Genomic DNA, 16838 nt, shown 5'->3' on the forward strand with positions numbered 1-16838 from the left:
GTGCTAAAAACCTTATTATAACCTTTCAATTATCATGGCAGAAGCCCCACCACCCCCATTGCAAATAGCTGCTAAGCCATATTTACCATTTTTTTGATGCAAGACATTGGTCAAAGTGCCTACTATCCTCGCTCCAGAGCAACCCAGAGGGTGTCCAAGAGCCACAGCTCCCCCAAAAACATTCACTTTGGCAACGTCTATTCCCATAATTTTGTTAAAAGCCAAAGCTACCACAGCAAAAGCCTCATTGACTTCAAAATAATCTATTTGAGCAAGGTTCATTCCTGCTAATTGCAGGGCTTTATTGGCGGCAAGGGTCGGGGCTGTTGTGAACCACTCTGGCTCTTGTGCAGCATCGGCAAAAGCAACTATCCTTGCCAAAGGCTTCACATTGAGTTCTTTAACTTTGTCCTCACTCATCACTACCAAAGCGCATGCTCCATCGTTAATCGTAGAGGCGTTGGCGGCGGTTACTGTCCCATCTTTAGAAAAAACAGGTTTTAGCGTAGGTATTTTGGCAAAATCTACATTTTTATACTCCTCGTCTTCGAGTAGTTGTATAGGCTCGCCTTTGCGTTGAGGCACACTTACGGCTACCATTTCATTTCTGAGCCAAGCGTTTTGTGTAGCCTCAGCAGCGCGCTGATAGGATTGGATAGCGTAGGCGTCCTGCTCCTCTCTGCTAATATCATATTTCTTAGCGGTATTATCTGCTGAGATGCCCATAGCTGTTTTATTATATACATCAGTTAGCCCGTCAAAAGCCAAACCGTCTATTAGCTCAGCATTGCCGTATTTGTAGCCAAAGCGTGCCTTAGGTACGTAGTAAGGCACATTGCTCATGCTTTCCATGCCGCCTGCCACCATGATGTCTGCACCACCCGTCATAATGTTTTGAGTAGCGAGCATAATAGCTTTCATTCCAGAAGCACAAACTTTATTGATAGTAGTGCAAGGAGTATGTTTGCTCAAACCTGCAAATATAGCTGCTTGACGTGCAGGGGCTTGCCCTAAACCTGCCGAGATGACATTGCCCATATAAACTTCATTGACTATATTAGGGTCTATCCCTGCCTTTTCTACCGCTCCTTTGACGGCAATCGCCCCCAATTGGGTAGCGGAAAAACCTGCTAATACACCTCCAAAACTGCCCATTGGCGTTCTTACTGCCGAAACGATATATACGGATTTCATATCATTGTTGATTGGTTAAGTGATTGTAAAAGTTAATATTAAGTACTTGTTAAACAGCTAAAACTAAACGTCTTGCTTAATCCTCTAAGGCATTGGTCAAAAAAGTATTTTTTAGTAATATCCAGAGTAAAAAAACAAGTAAGCCCCACATGAGATAAATTTGATAAAAGTCTTTGGTGTCTTTGAAGCGAGTTTCCTTAATCTCAGCTTTTTCATAACGGTCTATGCGGGCAAAAACCTCTTGAAGGGTCTTGTTATCCTCAGCCCTAAAATATTGTCCATCGCCTATTTGAGCAATCCTTCTGAGGGTAGTTTCGTCCATAGTATTTTCTACGTAGCGAGTACGTCCAAACATATCTGTTCCAAAGGGAACGGGACCTTCCTTACCTACGCCGATAGTATAAAGTTTGCAACTATAAGCATGAGCTAACTCTGCCGCTGTAATAGGGTCTATACTTCCTGCTGTATTTTCACCGTCGCTCAGTAGAATAATCACTTTTGACTTGGCAGAGGATTCTCTCATGCGATTAGTCGCTACTGCTAAGGCACTTCCAATAGCAGTTCCCCGATTCTGCACCATGTCAAAATTTATCTCACTGACATAAGTTTTGAGCAAATTGTAGTCAGTAGTAAGCGGAGCAAGCGAATAAGCATCTCCCGAGAAAACTACTATTCCTATCCTATCTTGGAATCTGCCTTTGATAAAGTTCAATGCCACATTTTTGGCGGCTTCCAGACGATTAGGCTTAAAATCCTCGATTTGCATAGACTCTGAAATGTCTAAGGCTAATATGATGTCTATGCCTTCTGTAAATCTATCTACTTTTTCATCAGTAATTTGAGGACGTGCCAAAGCTACTAAAATCAAGGCTATGAAAATCAGCATAAGCATACTCGGGATATGCCTTAGAAAAGCCACAGGACTTGAAACTACTTCTCTTTCAATCAGTGCTATCTCTAATTTTTGTCGTGATTTGAAGTGCAAGAGCCACCTCATAATGTAGGGCAAGGGGAGCAGCAAAATTCCATACAAGTAGGCAGGGCTCTCCCAAGAAAACTGCTGAATTTGGGAAGGTAAAAACCATTGTAAAGAAAACCACTCAAGCATTTTTCACCTCCTCTATTTTTAGTTGATACGCTTTTTGGGCATATTGGAATAGAAAGTTCAAGGCTGGTTTAATACTTTCGTCAATCATGTTTCCATAAATAGCGCGGTCTAAATGTCTTAGCGAAAGCGTCAAGTCTTTATCATGTATCTTTTCCTCTATTTCTTTTGAGGTATAGGTAGTATAGGGAATATCTTGTAAATTTTCTAAGTAAGACTTCCATATTCCTAAACCCTTTTCAGTCTGCTTATTATCCAAAGTATTTTGCAGATATTTTTCAAATTGGGTAGCAAAACGCTCGTGATTGCGTTTTAAGCGGCTTAAGTAATAAGCCTTTCTGATGCGTTCCCCAAAAATCAGGTATAAAGCCAACGCCAGCACAACCAAAATACCTACTCCAATGATAATATAAGGATAGTTGATTAGCCGCTCAACTGCGTTGTAGTTAGTATTAGAAATGAGTTTGACTGTATCTGAAAGCGTAACTATCAAGGGTTTAATGATTACGCTATCTGTATTGGTGTATATCAAAGTAGTATCCCCATTGGTGAGTACATAGATAGGCAAAGTAAGACTTTGTATAGAATCTGTTTGATAAGTAGCTAATTGGTAAATTGTACTATCAGTGCTAATCTTATCCTTAGTAACGGTAGGGAAGTATCTTTTTTTTATAAACTCAAAAGGAGCATAATTGTATGATGAATCAGGGAAGCGTAATTCCATATTTTCTGGATATTTCACTACCAGTTCGTAATCTATATACTCCCCTACTTTCACTGATATTGGTTTTGCTTTGGCATCGGGCTGGGCAGGGAGAAAACTACCTTTGAGCGTTATCTGCCTTTGGATAGCTTGCTGTTGGGCTGTGTTCTGTGCCTTAGCTGGACAGAGGCATACCCACGCCAAGATACAAACGAGAACAATATGAAATGGTAAAGACATGTTTCTTGCACCAAAATATCTCACAAAACAAGCTAATTAGTAGAATTTTACTTAAAAAATAGATTTTGTACTTTGCAAAGATAAATATTCAGGAAGTTTACAAGACGTACTTAGCAATTTTTAACTTTTACGGTGAAAGGTTCTAAACAAACTTCTGAGCTTCATCTGAATAACACCTAAGAAGGCTTCGTTAAAAATTTTGGTGGACATTTTAGAAACGCCTTTGGTACGGTCTTGGAAAATAATAGGTACTTCTGTAATGCTAAATCCATACTTCCAAGCTAAAAATTTCATCTCTATTTGAAAGGCATAGCCTATGAACTTTATTTGGTCTAACTCAATGGTTTCTAATACTTTGCGATGATAACATTTGAAGCCTGCTGTAGTATCCATGATAGGCATACCCGTAATAAAACGCACATACCAACTTGCAAAATATGACATGAGGACTCTGCCTATAGGCCAATTAATTACTGTAACCCCGTTACTATAGCGCGAACCTATAGCTAAGTCTTTTTTTTCTTGCTTGCAAGTCAAATATAATTGTAATAAATCTACGGGGCGATGCGAAAAATCTGCGTCCATCTCACAAATATACTCATAGCCCATTTGCAAGGCAATCTTAAACCCATGAATGTAAGCCGTACCTAAGCCCAGTTTACCTTGCCGTTCCTCCAATAAGATTCTATTAGGAAATTCTTTTTGCAACTCCTTGACCTTATTGGCAGTCCCATCAGGGGAGCCATCATCTACTATCAAAATATCAAATACGCTATCATTTTTATGTGTTAAGCATAAGACTTCCTTGATAATACCTTCAATATTCTCAATTTCATTATACGTAGGTATAATTACGATGCAGTTTTTCACTTTCAACAAACCTATATTTAATTCTTGCGTTAATAAAAATAATCGCAAAATAAAGAATAGAACTAAACAAACAAAAAGCTATTGCCGAATATGTTTTCAGCAATAGCTTTTTATGATAGTTTTTCAAGTAGTGTTGAGCCTCGTATGTCCACTAATCCCAACGCAATCTTCCATTTACCTCCTCGTCTATTTCATCTTCCAACACTTCTTCTACTTCTTCGTTGGATTTCTCAAACTGCGAGAAGTCGAAATCTGGCATCAAATCTCCCTTTACGTGTGCAATAGTTTCATTCAAAGCCTCTAAAAACTTTGCAAAGTCCTCTTTGTAAAGGAAAATTTTATGTTTCTCGTACACAAAACCATCATCTTTAAAACGTTTTTTGCTTTCTGTGATGGTCAAATAATAATCGTTAGAACGTGTGGACTTCACATCAAAGAAGTACGTTCTTTTTCCTGCCCTTACTCTTTTTGAGTAGATTTCATCTTTTGATTTATTCTCTTCCACGTGTCCAAAATTTAGTTTTACAACGGTAAAATTAGAATATTTATTTATTCCAAAAAAGTGATAGGCTTATAAATTTATTGTTAATTTTTTTTATATTTTTTTAAAAGATTGATTATTTGAAAGATATACTTAAGTGATATAAAAATTATATTTGAAATTAAAGTTTTCACTTACGTAATTAGCCAATAAGTAATTTACTTTTCACATATTTTTAAAGGTTTGTTGATGTAGGAAATTTCCCTTTGCAAAGATAGTTTCCTAATATTGAATCAAACTTAAAACAAATCAAAGATATGAAAAAGGCAATTTTAAATCCTACTTTGTTGGTAGGAGAACAAGCAAAACAAATGGAAGTTTTCATCATTGGTATTGGTGGTCTAACTATCAAAGCAAGTGATGAAGAGGAGGAAACTGAGGAAGCCGAGGAGGTGGACGAGGATTTTGATGAGCAAGAAGAAGATTTAGAAGAGGAAGAGGGAGAAGAAGAAGAGGAAGGTGAAGCAGAATAATTTGCTGAGGCTGTATAAAAGGGTTCTTTAATAATAAAATTTTTATAGTAGCCTCATTATCAAAGAATAAACCTATAGATTTCTAAAATCCTATAGGTTTATTCTTTATTTTTACAACTCTCTAATCCATATATTTCTATAGCTTACAGGGTTGCCGTGGTCTTGAAGGCGAATGCCTCCTTTGCCGTGAGCAATATTTTTAGGTGTGCCGATATACTCTGTTGTACCATGAATGACTGTATTATTTTGAATAAGTACCCCGTTATGGATTACAGTAACTCTTGCAGGAGATTCCAAAGAGCCATTCCAACGAAAGCGAGGCGCAGTATAGATGATGTCGTAGGTTTGCCACTCTCCGGGTTTTCTGCAAGCATTGACCAAAGGGATAGACTGCTTGTAAAGGCTACCTGCTTGACCATTGGAATAAGTGCGGTTTTGGTAAGAATCCAACACTTGCACCTCGTAGCGTTCCTGTAAGAAAATCCCACTATTGCCTCTGCCTTGTCCTTCTCCTTCTACTTTATCTGGGGTTCTCCACTCTATATGTAACTGAAAATCGCCAAAAGTTTGCTTAGTAACTATATCCCCAGTTCCTCTTTCTACCACCATAGCTCCGTCTTTCAGCGTCCATTTAGGTGCGCTTCCGTCTTTGGCACTTACCCAATTGGAAAAATCCTTCCCATCAAAAAGTACAATGGCATCAGAAGGCGGTTTTGTCCCATCGCCTGGGGTTACTACCTTAGGCTCTGGTTCCCATACTTCGGTAGCTTCGGGCTTAGGCTGGTTTTGTTGCTGACCAAAGCAACTTGCTGATAAGCATACGCCACAGGTTAAAATCAGTAGTAAGATATTGATTTTCTTCATTTTCATTGTTTTAAAAGTTTTGTAATAATATAAATTAGAATTATGTTTTGTAAAAATATAAAAGTACACAAACGATTCCAAGTTAGAAATCATATATTTGCAAGCAAAATTTTATTTGGCTTAGTTTTTTGCCTATTTATAATTAGCAATTCACAATGAACGACTTACTGCTCAAATCAGTACAAATTATTGATAAACAAAGCCCTTTCCACTTACAAAGAAAAAATATAGGGCTAAAAAATGGATTCATTACCTCTATTACTGATACAAACGAACTCGTAGAAGCCCATAAAACATTGGATTGTAGCCAAGCCTCCCTCTCTGTGGGTTGGATAGATATGCGTGCTTCTGTGCCTGAACCAGGGTTGGAATACAAAGAAAGCATAGACTCTGCCTGCCAAGCGGCTATGCGTGGAGGCTTTACCGAAGTAGCTGTTTTGCCTGTTAGTCAGCCCCCTATCCAGAGCAAAGAAGCCGTACACTTTTTAATCAAACGCACTGAAAATAAGTTATGTAGCTTTTATCCTATTGCCTCCTCTTCCAAAGACCTCAAAGGCGAGGAGATGACTGAAATGTATGACCTTTTTATCGCAGGGGCAGTCGCTTTTTGTGATGGGACTAATCCAACTACCAACTCTGCTTTGATAGTTAAAATTTTACAATACCTACATCAGTTTGACGGCTTATTTATCAATATGCCTGATGAGAAAAATCTGAGCAAAAATGGCATGATGCACGAAGGAATTAGTAGCACGTATTTAGGAATGAAAGGCATACCTGCTCTTGCAGAGCAAATGGGCATCATCAGGGACTTAGAACTGATGAGCTACGCTGGCGGAAAAATTCATTTTTCAGGTATTTCTACGGAAAGGTCAGTCCAACTCATCAGGGAAGCCAAGGCAAAAGGAATGGCAGTTACTGCGGACATTGCGGCGCATCACTTGGCTTTTACAGACGAAGATTTGAAGGATTTTGATACCAACTTAAAAGTAAAGCCTCCTTTTAGGACAGCCAAAGACATTGAGGCACTTATAGAAGGCTTAAAAGATGGAACGATAGATGCGATTACCTCTGACCACCAGCCACAAGACGAAGAGAGCAAGCGATTGGAGTTTGACATGGCGGAGTTTGGCATCATTGGCTTAGAAACAGCTTTTGCAGTGGCAAATACTTTTAGAAAAGATTTGGATTTAACCCAACTCCTTGAAAAGTTCACTATCAATCCACGAAAGATTTTAAAAATCCAGCAACCTATAATCGCAGTGGGACAAATCGCTAATCTTACGTTGTTTGCTCCTGAACAAACTTGGACGTATCACTTACAAGAGGTTCAATCTCAATCTAAGAACTCCCCTTTTATAGGTAAAGAGTTGAAAGGCAAAGTATTAGGTGTTTTTAATAAACAACGCCAGCAAGTATTTATTTAGATAATATTTACCTCCATACTCAAACAAATCCCAAATTTTTCTACGACAGATTGTTGGATTTGCTCTGCTAAAGATTTGATTTCCTGTCCTGTAGCTCCTCCGTAGTTTACCAAGACTAAAGCTTGGTCTTTGTGCGTCCCTGTATTGCCTATGCGTTTACCTTTCCAACCGCACTGCTCTATGAGCCAGCCCGCAGGTACTTTTACTCTCTGCTCGTCAATAGGATAGCTGGGAATAGAAGGATATTTTTCTTTGAGTTCCTCAAATAGTTGCTTGCTGATTTCTGGATTTTTAAAGAAACTTCCTGCATTACCAATCTGCTCAGGATTAGGGAGTTTACTTTGGCGAATCTTAATGACAGCTTGGCTAATTGCTTTGGCTGAGAGGGTAGTAACGCCCATATCTGCTAAGGTCTGGGCAACCGCTCCATAAGAAATATTAAAATTAGCTTTTTTAGTAAGGCGAAAAGTTACATTGACGATGGCATACTGATTTTTTAATTCATTTTTAAAAATGCTTTCCCGATAGCCAAACTTACATTCTTCCTTAGTAAAAGTTCGCAGCTCTCCATTCGTCATATTTATAGCGACTAAGGAGTCAAATACTTCTTTGATTTCTACCCCATACGCTCCAATATTTTGCATAGGGGCGGCACCTACCGTACCCGGGATTAGCGAAAGATTCTCTACTCCATTCCACCCATTATCAAGGCAGTACAGCACAAACTCGTGCCAATTTTCCCCTGCTCCTACGTTTACCCATACGCTTTCCTCATCTTCCCTAATTTTCTCTATGCCCTTGATACCGATTTTGATAACCAGCCCCTCAAAATCCTGAGTCAGCAAAATATTACTTCCCCCGCCTAAAATAAGTCTATGAATGTTTTTAAAGCCCTTAAAGAAAAGAAGGCTCATTAAATCTTCATTGCTTTGCACCTCAGCAAAAAAGCGGGCTTGGGCTTCTATGCCAAAAGTATTGAAGGCTTGTAAGGAAAAATCTTGTTGGATAGGTAAAGTCATGAAGGTTAAAGTGTTTATTTATCAATCGCTTTTTTCTAAGTCTAATTTTTCAAAATCTATATTCCAGCTATTTATGAAACACAGAATTGCTATTTACAAAAAAGAGATTTTATTGCTCTTACTCATGTCCCGCTCCGAGCAGTTCTCTGAGGTTGTAAATCAAATTATCCCAAAGTTCTCTTAAGTCTTTTTCATTGTTCATTTCGGAATAATCAATGATTTTCAGGAAAGTAGTATCGGTCATTTCGCTATGAGATAGCTTGAATTCCAGATAGGAAGGGTCTTCCGAGTCCTCTGCATTAAGAGGAGAAAAGACATACTTGATGTGGCTATTGGTGCGTGCAGAAACTAACTTAGCGGGGTGGCTTTGCCCATCCCAAACTATGTCAAAGGTCTTATCTTCTAAGGTTTTGACCTCCTCGGCAAACCACTCTGCCAGTCCACTTGCCGTAGAAAGGTAGGGATATATCATTTTTACGCTTGCATGAATTTCATATTCTATTACAAATTTGTACTTACTACTCATATCTCCTTGACGTTTTTTTGGCAATATACTATTTTTTGAAACTGAAAAGGTATTTGATAAAATTTTTCTCCATTGCTTACCTTCATCAGTTTGATTGATTGGTGATGTAAATAGATTAAAAAATTAGTACGTTCTTTCCACTCAATGTATTTAAAATTTAATTTTACCATGTTTTACATTGATTTAGAATACTTTATACAGTAGATACGCAAAAAAATTTATCAGCAAGTAAGCAAATTTTTTGTAGGAAGTCAAAAATTTCCTCTAATTTTAAAGCGTCAAATGCTAATTTTTATTGCTCTTTCATGCACTTCTTTTCAGCAAGATATTTATTTACAATAAATTAACTAACATTGGCTACTACTTATCAACATTCCCCGACTCAGATTGCCATGATAGGCGGTGGCAGTTGGGCGACAGCGATTGTGAAAATGCTATGTGAGAATAATGTGTATGTTCATTGGTGGATGCGTTCTCAAACTGATATAGCACACATCATTCACTATCGGCACAACCCCAGTTACCTGAGTGGAGTAGAAATTAATTTGGAAAAAGTAAATCCTACCTATGACTTGCGGAAAAGCATAGCAGAAGCAGAAATAGTGGTTTTGGCTGTGCCTGCGGCTTTCATTGCAGATGTTTTAAAACGCCTCGCCATAGATGATTTGAAAAATAAAGTCGTAGTTTCTGCTATCAAAGGCATGATTCCCATAGAAAATTCACTCATCACCAAGTATGTAATGAGAAAGTTCAACGTTCCTGCCTCTCATCTTTTAGCCATAGCAGGACCTTGTCATGCGGAGGAGGTTGCCTTAGAAAAACAATCTTACTTGACCATAGGTGGGCAAGACATAGACAAGGCACAGCAGTTTGCCAACCTGCTCAAAGGTCGCTACATCAAAGCAAGTGTAGTTACAGACATAGATGGAGTGGAATACTGTGCTGTAATGAAAAATGTCATTGCACTTGCTTGTGGGATAGCTCATGGTTTGGGCTATGGGGACAACTTTCACGCAGTCTTGGTTTCTAATGCCATGCAGGAAATCAGGCGTTTTCTCGATGTCATAGAGCCGCACCCACGCGACTTGAATGGTTCTGCCTACTTAGGAGATTTGCTGGTAACTACTTATTCGCAATTTAGTCGGAATAGAACTTTTGGAAGCATGATAGGGCGCGGCTACTCCGTCAAGTCTGCCCAATTGGAGATGAAAATGATAGCAGAAGGTTATTATGCTGTAAAAATTATTTACGAAATCAACAAAAAGTATAAGGTGAATATGCCTATTACAAAGGCAGTTTATCATATCTTGTATGAAAAAGCACTGCCTACTGCGGAGTTCCAACTGCTCAAAGATGTGTTAAAGTAGTGTTTCTGAGCAGTCAAATTTGCTAAAATCAATCAAAAGATAGATTTTGAGAGAGAATTTTACTATATTTGAAATAAAAGTTCACAAAGTTGCTCAAATACTTTTGCATCATATTTCTCTGTCTTTCAACTTCTCTCGCCAATGCCCAACTCTCCAACAAGCGTTGCAAATGGCTAATTATCAATTATCAGTTATCAATTAACAATAATCAAACAACCAACAACCTCAAACAATCTCAAACAACCAACAACCAACAACCTCAAACAATCTCAAACAAAATTGTATTTACCCTTGATACCCTCTCCCTCGTCCCTGACAGCATCAAAATCATCAGTATTTTGCCTAAAAAACAGGAAATTAAACTCTCTTATAGCCTGACTACCAATGAGCTTACTTTGGAAGGAGAAAACTTAGCGCTAATAGACTCTATTTTAATTTGTTACAGAGTTTTTCCTTTTTTGTTTAGCAAAACGCATTACAAGCGAAGCCAAACCCTTTACGATTCAGGCTTTTATACTTTAAAAAACAAGGAAAACTTCCAATCTCCTCTTTTGCAACAAGTTCAGGAAAGAGAAGAACTTTTTAGCTATGAAGGACTGAGCAAAAGCGGAAGCCTGACAAGAGGCATTTCCTTTGGGAATCGCCAAGATGTTTTTGTTAATTCTGCCCTGAACCTGCAATTGGACGGAAAAATCTCGCCAGATATTCACTTGACTGCGGTCATGACCGACCAAAATGTACCTTTCCAACCCGAAGGCAATACGCAACAGTTACAAGAGTTTGACCGAGTTTTTATCAAACTTTCTCACAAGGCAGTTTCGCTAAGTGCGGGAGATGTGGTGTTGCAAAACTCGCCGTCCCAATTTTTGCGTTTTTACAAAAACGTCTTGGGTGGCTTGATAGAAACCAACTATGGGGCAGCAGTGGACAGTACCAAAAAGTTAGCAGAACAAAACTTGCCAAAAAATAGGGCTAATAGTAAATTGGGGTTTGCAGTGGCAAAAGGGCAGTTTTATTCCTACCAAGTGCCTATCAATGAGGGAGTTCAAGGTCCTTATCGGCTAAGAGGACAGGGCAATGAACGCTTTATCATCATTATTGCCAACTCGGAAAAAGTCTATGTGGACGGAAGGCTTTTGATGCGGGGATTTAATTATGACTACGTAATTGACTACAATACAGCAGAAATTACTTTTACCCCCAAGGTTATTATTACTCAGTTTACACGTGTGCGTGTTGATTTTGAGTATTCTACACAAAATTATAGCCGCACTATTTTGACTGCGAGTCATCAGCAGGAAATCGGGAAACTCTCCCTTTTTGGCAGTTTTTATAGAGAAAAAGACAATCCTAACAACCCGATTTTAGCCCAATTAGATACGGCTAACAGAAGATTGCTCTCTGAAATTGGAGATGATTTGACTTTGGCTGTCGCCCAAAGTGCGGTTAGAGTTCCTGATTTCCAAGAAGATAGGATTTTATATACAGAAAAAGACACGATACTGAATGGAACGATTAAAAAAATTTATGTGAGGGCAAAAAGAGGAGATAGCCCACTTTATAACGTGAGTTTTTCAGAAGTCGGGCTGGGCAATGGCGATTATGAGATAGGAAGCCCAACTGCCAATGGGCGGGAGTATCAATGGGTTGGGAGTGGACAGGGAAGCTACAGCCCAGTGCGCCAACTGCCCGCCCCTAACCAAAAGCAAATGACCGTCTTAGGCGCAAGTTACCAAGTGCGCCAAAACGAAAAAGTCTTTGTAGAAACCGCTTTGAGCAATCATGACAACAATCTTTTTTCTGCAAAAAGCACCTTACCCAATGAAGGTTGGGCGGTAAAAGTGGGGTACATGGGAGAGAGAGAGTTGTTGGTGAAAACGCCAACAACGGCGAGAACTGCCCTACCCCCTGCCCCCTCCCCGAAGGAGAGGGGGCAGGGGGTAGGGCAGACTATGCTTTCCTACTCCATTGACTACGAATACGATAACTCCTACTTCCGTCCCATAGACCGCTTTCGTTATGTAGAATTTGACAGAGATTGGTCAGCCAATACCGACCTGCCCAATAGCGAACACATTTTGAATGCAAGCATAGGTTTGAAAAAAGACTTTAACAATTTTATTTCCTTAAAACATACAAGGCGAAACAGAGGTACACAAGTCAATGGTTTTCAACAATATATAGATGGAGCTTGGTCTTGGAAGCGTTTTTTTGTGCGAAGTAATTTTTTCTTGATGAAAAACCAGCAAGACAGCGCAAGGGCAGATTGGGTGCGTTGGCTTACAGATATTTCTCACAAAAGCAAGCATTTAGTAACAGGCTACGTTTATTCTATAGACAAAAATGCAGTTCGGCAATCTGCCAATGATTCTATTTTTGCAACTGCGATGAACTTTGATGAGCATAAGTTTTACCTCAAAAATGGGGACTCGACCAAGTGGCAGTATGGAGCAGATTACAGTTTCAGGGAGGACAATACGCCCCAAAATGGAGAGTTGGCAAAGGCTTTTCGTGCCAATACTTTCAATATCAACTTGCGAAGGCAAACGACTTCCCAACTTTTTAACCTCCAATTTACTTATAGAAAATTTGATAACTTGCAGAAGAATAGTACGCCTACTCAAATCCCAGAAGAAACCATTATGAATCGCTTGGATTGGAATTTTGACTTGGGCAAAGGGATAGTGAAATCAGAATTTACTTTGGTGAATGGGACAGGACGAGAATTAAGACGAGAGTTTGTCTATTTGCAAGTAAACCCAGGAACGGGTACACACACTTGGCGAGATGATAATGGTGATGGCGTACAGCAGTTGAATGAGTTTTATTTGGCAATCAATCCAGATGAGAAAAATTATGTCAAATTTTTTACCCCTACTGATGAATATTTGCTTGCCTATACCAACAATTTTAGCTATCGTCTGAACTTCAACCCGCCTCGTACTTGGCTGAAAACCAAAGGCTTCAAAAGGTTTATCAGCAAGTTGAGTAGTGTTACCTCGTGGACTATCAATCGCCGCACTACGGACAGCGACTTGTTGCCTCGCTTTGCCCCTTTTATCAGTGTGGCAGATGAGGGAAAACTTCTTTCTGATTTGGCAAACTTGCGGACTACTTTTTTCTATGACCGCACCGCTACCAAATTTGGGGCGGATTTTACTTTTTTGCAAAATACAAATAAACAACTACTTACCAATGGTTTTGAGGCAAGAAGCCAAAGTGAATTGCAGTTCAATGCCCGCTATAACTTAGCGGCTACTTGGAATGTGCGTTTGCTCTTAGCCGATGAGAGCAAAAGCAACCGTTCAGATTTTTTAGAAAACAGGAACTATGTGATTAAAAATCACAAGTTTAGACCTGAAATTTCATACCAACCTTCTCAAAATCTTCGCTTTACCTTGACTTATTTTTTTCAAAACAAGCAAAACACTTTGGGAGAAACAGGGGAAAAAGCCACTTTGAACGAACTAAGTTTAGAAAGCAGAATTGCCAAAGCGACCAGTAGAACTATCTCTGCAAGAATGAGATACGTCAATATTGCTTACAATGGACAAAGCAACTCTCCTTTGGGGTATGAGATGTTAGAAGCCTTGCAAGTAGGGCAAAACGTGCAGTGGTCAGTGAATTGGCAACAGCGGCTCAGCAATGGCTTGCAACTCATTTTCCAATACGAAGGCAGGAAATCTGAAAGCAATGCAGTGGTGCATATCGGGAGAATGCAGGTGTCAGCTTTGTTTTGAGGGGAAAATAGACTACCCCTACGGGGTTTGAGTATCATAGCATTAGTTGTTTTCTATCAATATGTTATGCCCAAAGGCGTTTATTGTGTAGCCTGCTGGCTATGTGCCATCAAATGAAAAATTAAGTTTTGTGATAAAATCCATGATGAGCCAAAAACTTCTATGAACGAAAATATAGAAATCAAGGTTTCTTTTCGCTAACATTTTTTTTAGAAAAAGTATTTTAATTCATAAAGATTTCCTAATTTTGCGGTTCAAAAAATCAGAGTAAGAAAATGGCAAAGACAAAAACAGATACAGTGCAAACTGAAGTAAAGAAAACAGCAACTTCCAAAGAAAATACTAATTTGGAAATATTTGAAAGTGCGGAGGCTCTGCAAAGTCGTTTGAGCAAGACTGAAGAATTTGCTAAAAACAATCAAAAGCTACTTGCAGGTGTCGGAATAGGGATTGTTGTGATTGTATTGGGTATTATTCTGTATCAGTGGAACATTCAATCTCGCAATGCAGAAGCCCAAAAGGAACTTTTCCCTGCTCAATTTTATTTTGAAAAAGATTCTATCAGAAAAGCATTAAAAGGAGATAACGCCAACACTACCATAGGTTTAGAAGCTATTGCAGAAGAATACGGAAGCACAAAAGCAGGTAAGTTAGCTAACTTCTATATTGGAATAGCCAAACTCAAAGAAGGCAAGTACGATGAGGCAATTGAGGCTTTGGAAAATTTTAATCCGGGAGATTTACTTTTGCAAGCCAGAGTTTACAGTTTGATTGGCGATGCGTATATGGAAAAAAATGACTTCGTTAATGCGATTTCTTACTACAAAAAAGCCTCTAACTACAATCCTAATGAGTACTTTACACCTATCTATATGAGTAAGTTAGCTTTGGCTCAGGAGCAGAACAAAGACTTAGAAGGAGCAAGAGAAACCTACAAACGCATCGTAGATGAGTTTGAACAATCTTCTGAAAAAGCCAATGCACAGAAAAGATTGGCTATGTTAGACCAAAAACTTGGTAAAAAGTAAGTAGATGTAATCAGTTTGCACGCTCTATAAAAGTAGGCTACAAATTCACAAATCATTTCAAATTGGTGGATTTGTAGCTTTTTTATTTACTTTTGCGAAAAACAAAACCACAAGACAGACAAATTCTGACTAATACGATGACTTATTTGCTTTCTATCATTGTTTTTCTTCCTTTATTTTTCTTGCTTATCTTTTGCTTTGTCCCCTCTCAGCAAAGCAAAATTTTTAAAATGGGGAGCGTTGCCGTTACTTTTATTCAGTTTGTGCTTAGCTTAGTTGCCTACTTGGTTTTGCCCAAAGGGGAGCAGGCTTTAATAGGCATTACTGATATGGCTACACTTGGTCTGGTAGAAAAATATACATGGATAGACGTACAGATAGGTCAGTTAGGAAGATTTAAAATAGACTATTTTTTAGGCATCGATGGGCTAAATGCCGCACTTTTTGTACTAAGTACTTTTGTACTTTGGATAGGGTCGGTGAGTTCTTGGGAAATCCAAGAAAAAGAAAAGGGCTATTTTTCTTTGTATATGCTCTTATCTACTTCTGTAACAGGTTGTTTTGTTGCTTTGGATTTCTTCTTATTTTTCCTATTTTTTGAGTTTATGCTCCTGCCTATGTATTTTTTGATAGGCTTATGGGGAGGCAAAAGGAGAGAGTATGCGGCGGTTAAGTTTTTCATTTACACCTTTTTAGGCTCTATCTTTATTTTGATAGTCTTGATAGGCTTATATCTCTCCACACAAAGTTTTGATATGTTAGCCATGACCCAATTAGCCAATTTCAGACCCGATACAGTCTTTCACCCCGCTAATGATTTTACTTTGTTTTCTTTTTCAACAAGAGAGTGGGCGTTTATACTGCTTTTCTTAGGTTTTATCATCAAACTTCCTGCTGTTCCTATGCATACTTGGTTGCCTGATGCTCACGTAGAAGCCCCTACTCCTATCTCAGTGGTTTTAGCAGGAATATTGCTAAAAGTGGGTGGCTATGGACTGATACGTACTGCTTATTGCATTTTTCCTGAGATTGCTTTTCAGTTCTCTTTCTATGTAGCTTTGATTGGTGTTTTGTCTATGCTTTATGGGGCTTTTGTTGCCTTAGGGCAGACTAACCTAAAACGCATGATAGCCTATTCCTCTGTTTCTCACATGGGTTTTATCCTTTTAGGACTTGCCTCCGCCACCGTAGAAGGTATCAATGGAGCGATTTATCAGCTATTTAGCCATGGGATTTTGTCCTCTATGCTTTTCTTGTGTGCGGGAGTAATTTACAGCCGAACTCACCACTTGGAAATGGAAAATTACAGAGGTTTGGCAAGTAAAATGCCCCAATATGCCGTGTTAGTAACGCTTGCTTTTTTTGCTTCTTTGGGCTTACCTACTTTCTCAGGCTTTATTGGGGAACTGATGGTTTTCTTAGGAGCATTTGAGGCAGGTGCAGTAGGAACGCTTCCCCTGTGGTTGCCCATGTTGAGTATTTTTACTTTACTGATAGGGGCAGGTTACTTTCTTTGGACATTGCAAAAAATGTTTTTTGGTAAGTTTTCTGTGAAAGAATCTATCCGAGTAGAGGCTTTGACCGACTTAACTATCAGAGAAAAACTCATGTTGGTTACTTTGGGAGTATTGGCAGTAGTTTTTGGTCTTTTCCCAAGTTTGATTTTAAATGTTAGCAATAGTTCAGTAGAATATTTAGTAAAAATTTTGCAAGCAAAGTAGTATTAATGGACTTTGGCAAA

The 16838-nt window shown here is 38.8% G+C and carries 14 protein-coding genes; 6 read left to right on the top strand and 8 right to left on the bottom strand.

Translation table 11 applies throughout. The features are described from left to right. Positions 1–15: 15 nt before the first annotated feature. The 5 genes from BM141_RS00275 to BM141_RS00295 all read right to left on the bottom strand — a co-directional run bounded on the left by BM141_RS00275 (position 16) and on the right by BM141_RS00295 (position 4617). On the bottom strand, positions 16–1194 hold the full coding sequence (locus tag BM141_RS00275) for a thiolase family protein (RefSeq protein ID WP_091538212.1): 1179 nt from the start codon (positions 1192–1194) through the stop codon (positions 16–18). Between the two features lie 76 nt (positions 1195–1270). Next, positions 1271–2302 carry a vWA domain-containing protein gene (locus BM141_RS00280; RefSeq protein WP_091538213.1) on the bottom strand — a complete coding sequence of 344 codons (1032 nt, stop codon included), beginning with the start codon at positions 2300–2302 and terminating at the stop codon, positions 1271–1273. After that, entirely contained in the window at positions 2295–3242 is a 948-nt protein-coding gene (locus BM141_RS00285; RefSeq protein ID WP_143090727.1) for a hypothetical protein, read from the bottom strand. Before BM141_RS00285 ends, BM141_RS00280 begins: the two co-directional genes overlap by 8 nt. Positions 3243–3362: 120 nt before the next feature. Continuing rightward, complete coding sequence (locus BM141_RS00290) at positions 3363–4112, bottom strand: polyprenol monophosphomannose synthase (RefSeq protein ID WP_177217214.1); 750 nt, start codon at positions 4110–4112, stop codon at positions 3363–3365. Between the two features lie 151 nt (positions 4113–4263). Beyond that, positions 4264–4617: a DUF3276 family protein gene (locus BM141_RS00295; RefSeq protein ID WP_091538217.1), complete on the bottom strand. Its 354-nt coding sequence runs from the start codon at positions 4615–4617 to the stop codon at positions 4264–4266. 293 nt (positions 4618–4910) lie between these two features. Here BM141_RS00295 and BM141_RS22730 point away from each other — a divergent pair, with 293 nt between their 5' ends. Continuing rightward, entirely contained in the window at positions 4911–5126 is a 216-nt protein-coding gene (locus BM141_RS22730) for a hypothetical protein (RefSeq protein ID WP_177217215.1), read from the top strand. A gap of 111 nt (positions 5127–5237) precedes the next feature. On the opposite strand, the gene BM141_RS00305 is transcribed toward BM141_RS22730, so the two are convergent. Next, positions 5238–5990: a 3-keto-disaccharide hydrolase gene (locus tag BM141_RS00305; RefSeq protein ID WP_091538526.1), complete on the bottom strand. Its 753-nt coding sequence runs from the start codon at positions 5988–5990 to the stop codon at positions 5238–5240. Positions 5991–6145: 155 nt separating this feature from the next. Here BM141_RS00305 and BM141_RS00310 point away from each other — a divergent pair, with 155 nt between their 5' ends. Further along, positions 6146–7417 carry a dihydroorotase gene (locus BM141_RS00310; RefSeq protein ID WP_091538219.1) on the top strand — a complete coding sequence of 424 codons (1272 nt, stop codon included), beginning with the start codon at positions 6146–6148 and terminating at the stop codon, positions 7415–7417. Here the strand turns inward: BM141_RS00310 and murB are convergent. Both murB and BM141_RS00320 read right to left on the bottom strand, forming a co-directional pair. Then, entirely contained in the window at positions 7414–8436 is a 1023-nt protein-coding gene (gene murB, locus BM141_RS00315; RefSeq protein WP_091538221.1) for a UDP-N-acetylmuramate dehydrogenase, read from the bottom strand. The two genes, BM141_RS00310 and murB, sit on opposite strands and share 4 nt — an antisense overlap. Positions 8437–8554: 118 nt before the next feature. After that, entirely contained in the window at positions 8555–8962 is a 408-nt protein-coding gene (locus BM141_RS00320) for an START-like domain-containing protein (protein ID WP_091538223.1), read from the bottom strand. A 392-nt stretch (positions 8963–9354) separates the two neighbouring features. Between BM141_RS00320 and BM141_RS00325 the strand changes: the two genes are divergently transcribed. The 4 genes from BM141_RS00325 (at position 9355) to BM141_RS00340 (ending at position 16818) form a co-directional block, all read left to right on the top strand. Continuing rightward, complete coding sequence (locus BM141_RS00325) at positions 9355–10329, top strand: NAD(P)H-dependent glycerol-3-phosphate dehydrogenase (protein WP_091538530.1); 975 nt, start codon at positions 9355–9357, stop codon at positions 10327–10329. Positions 10330–10418: 89 nt separating this feature from the next. Next, positions 10419–14069, top strand: a complete 3651-nt coding sequence (locus BM141_RS00330) for a hypothetical protein (RefSeq protein WP_091538225.1) — start codon at positions 10419–10421, stop codon at positions 14067–14069. A gap of 275 nt (positions 14070–14344) precedes the next feature. Next, a complete protein-coding gene (locus BM141_RS00335) occupies positions 14345–15097 on the top strand; it encodes a tetratricopeptide repeat protein (RefSeq protein WP_091538227.1) in 753 nt (250 codons plus the stop codon). Between the two features lie 92 nt (positions 15098–15189). Next, positions 15190–16818, top strand: a complete 1629-nt coding sequence (locus tag BM141_RS00340) for a complex I subunit 4 family protein (RefSeq protein ID WP_245763948.1) — start codon at positions 15190–15192, stop codon at positions 16816–16818. Positions 16819–16838: the final 20 nt, after the last annotated feature.

The sequence above is a fragment of the Thermoflexibacter ruber genome, from assembly GCF_900113045.1.
GTDB lineage: Bacteria > Bacteroidota > Bacteroidia > Cytophagales > Thermoflexibacteraceae > Thermoflexibacter > Thermoflexibacter ruber.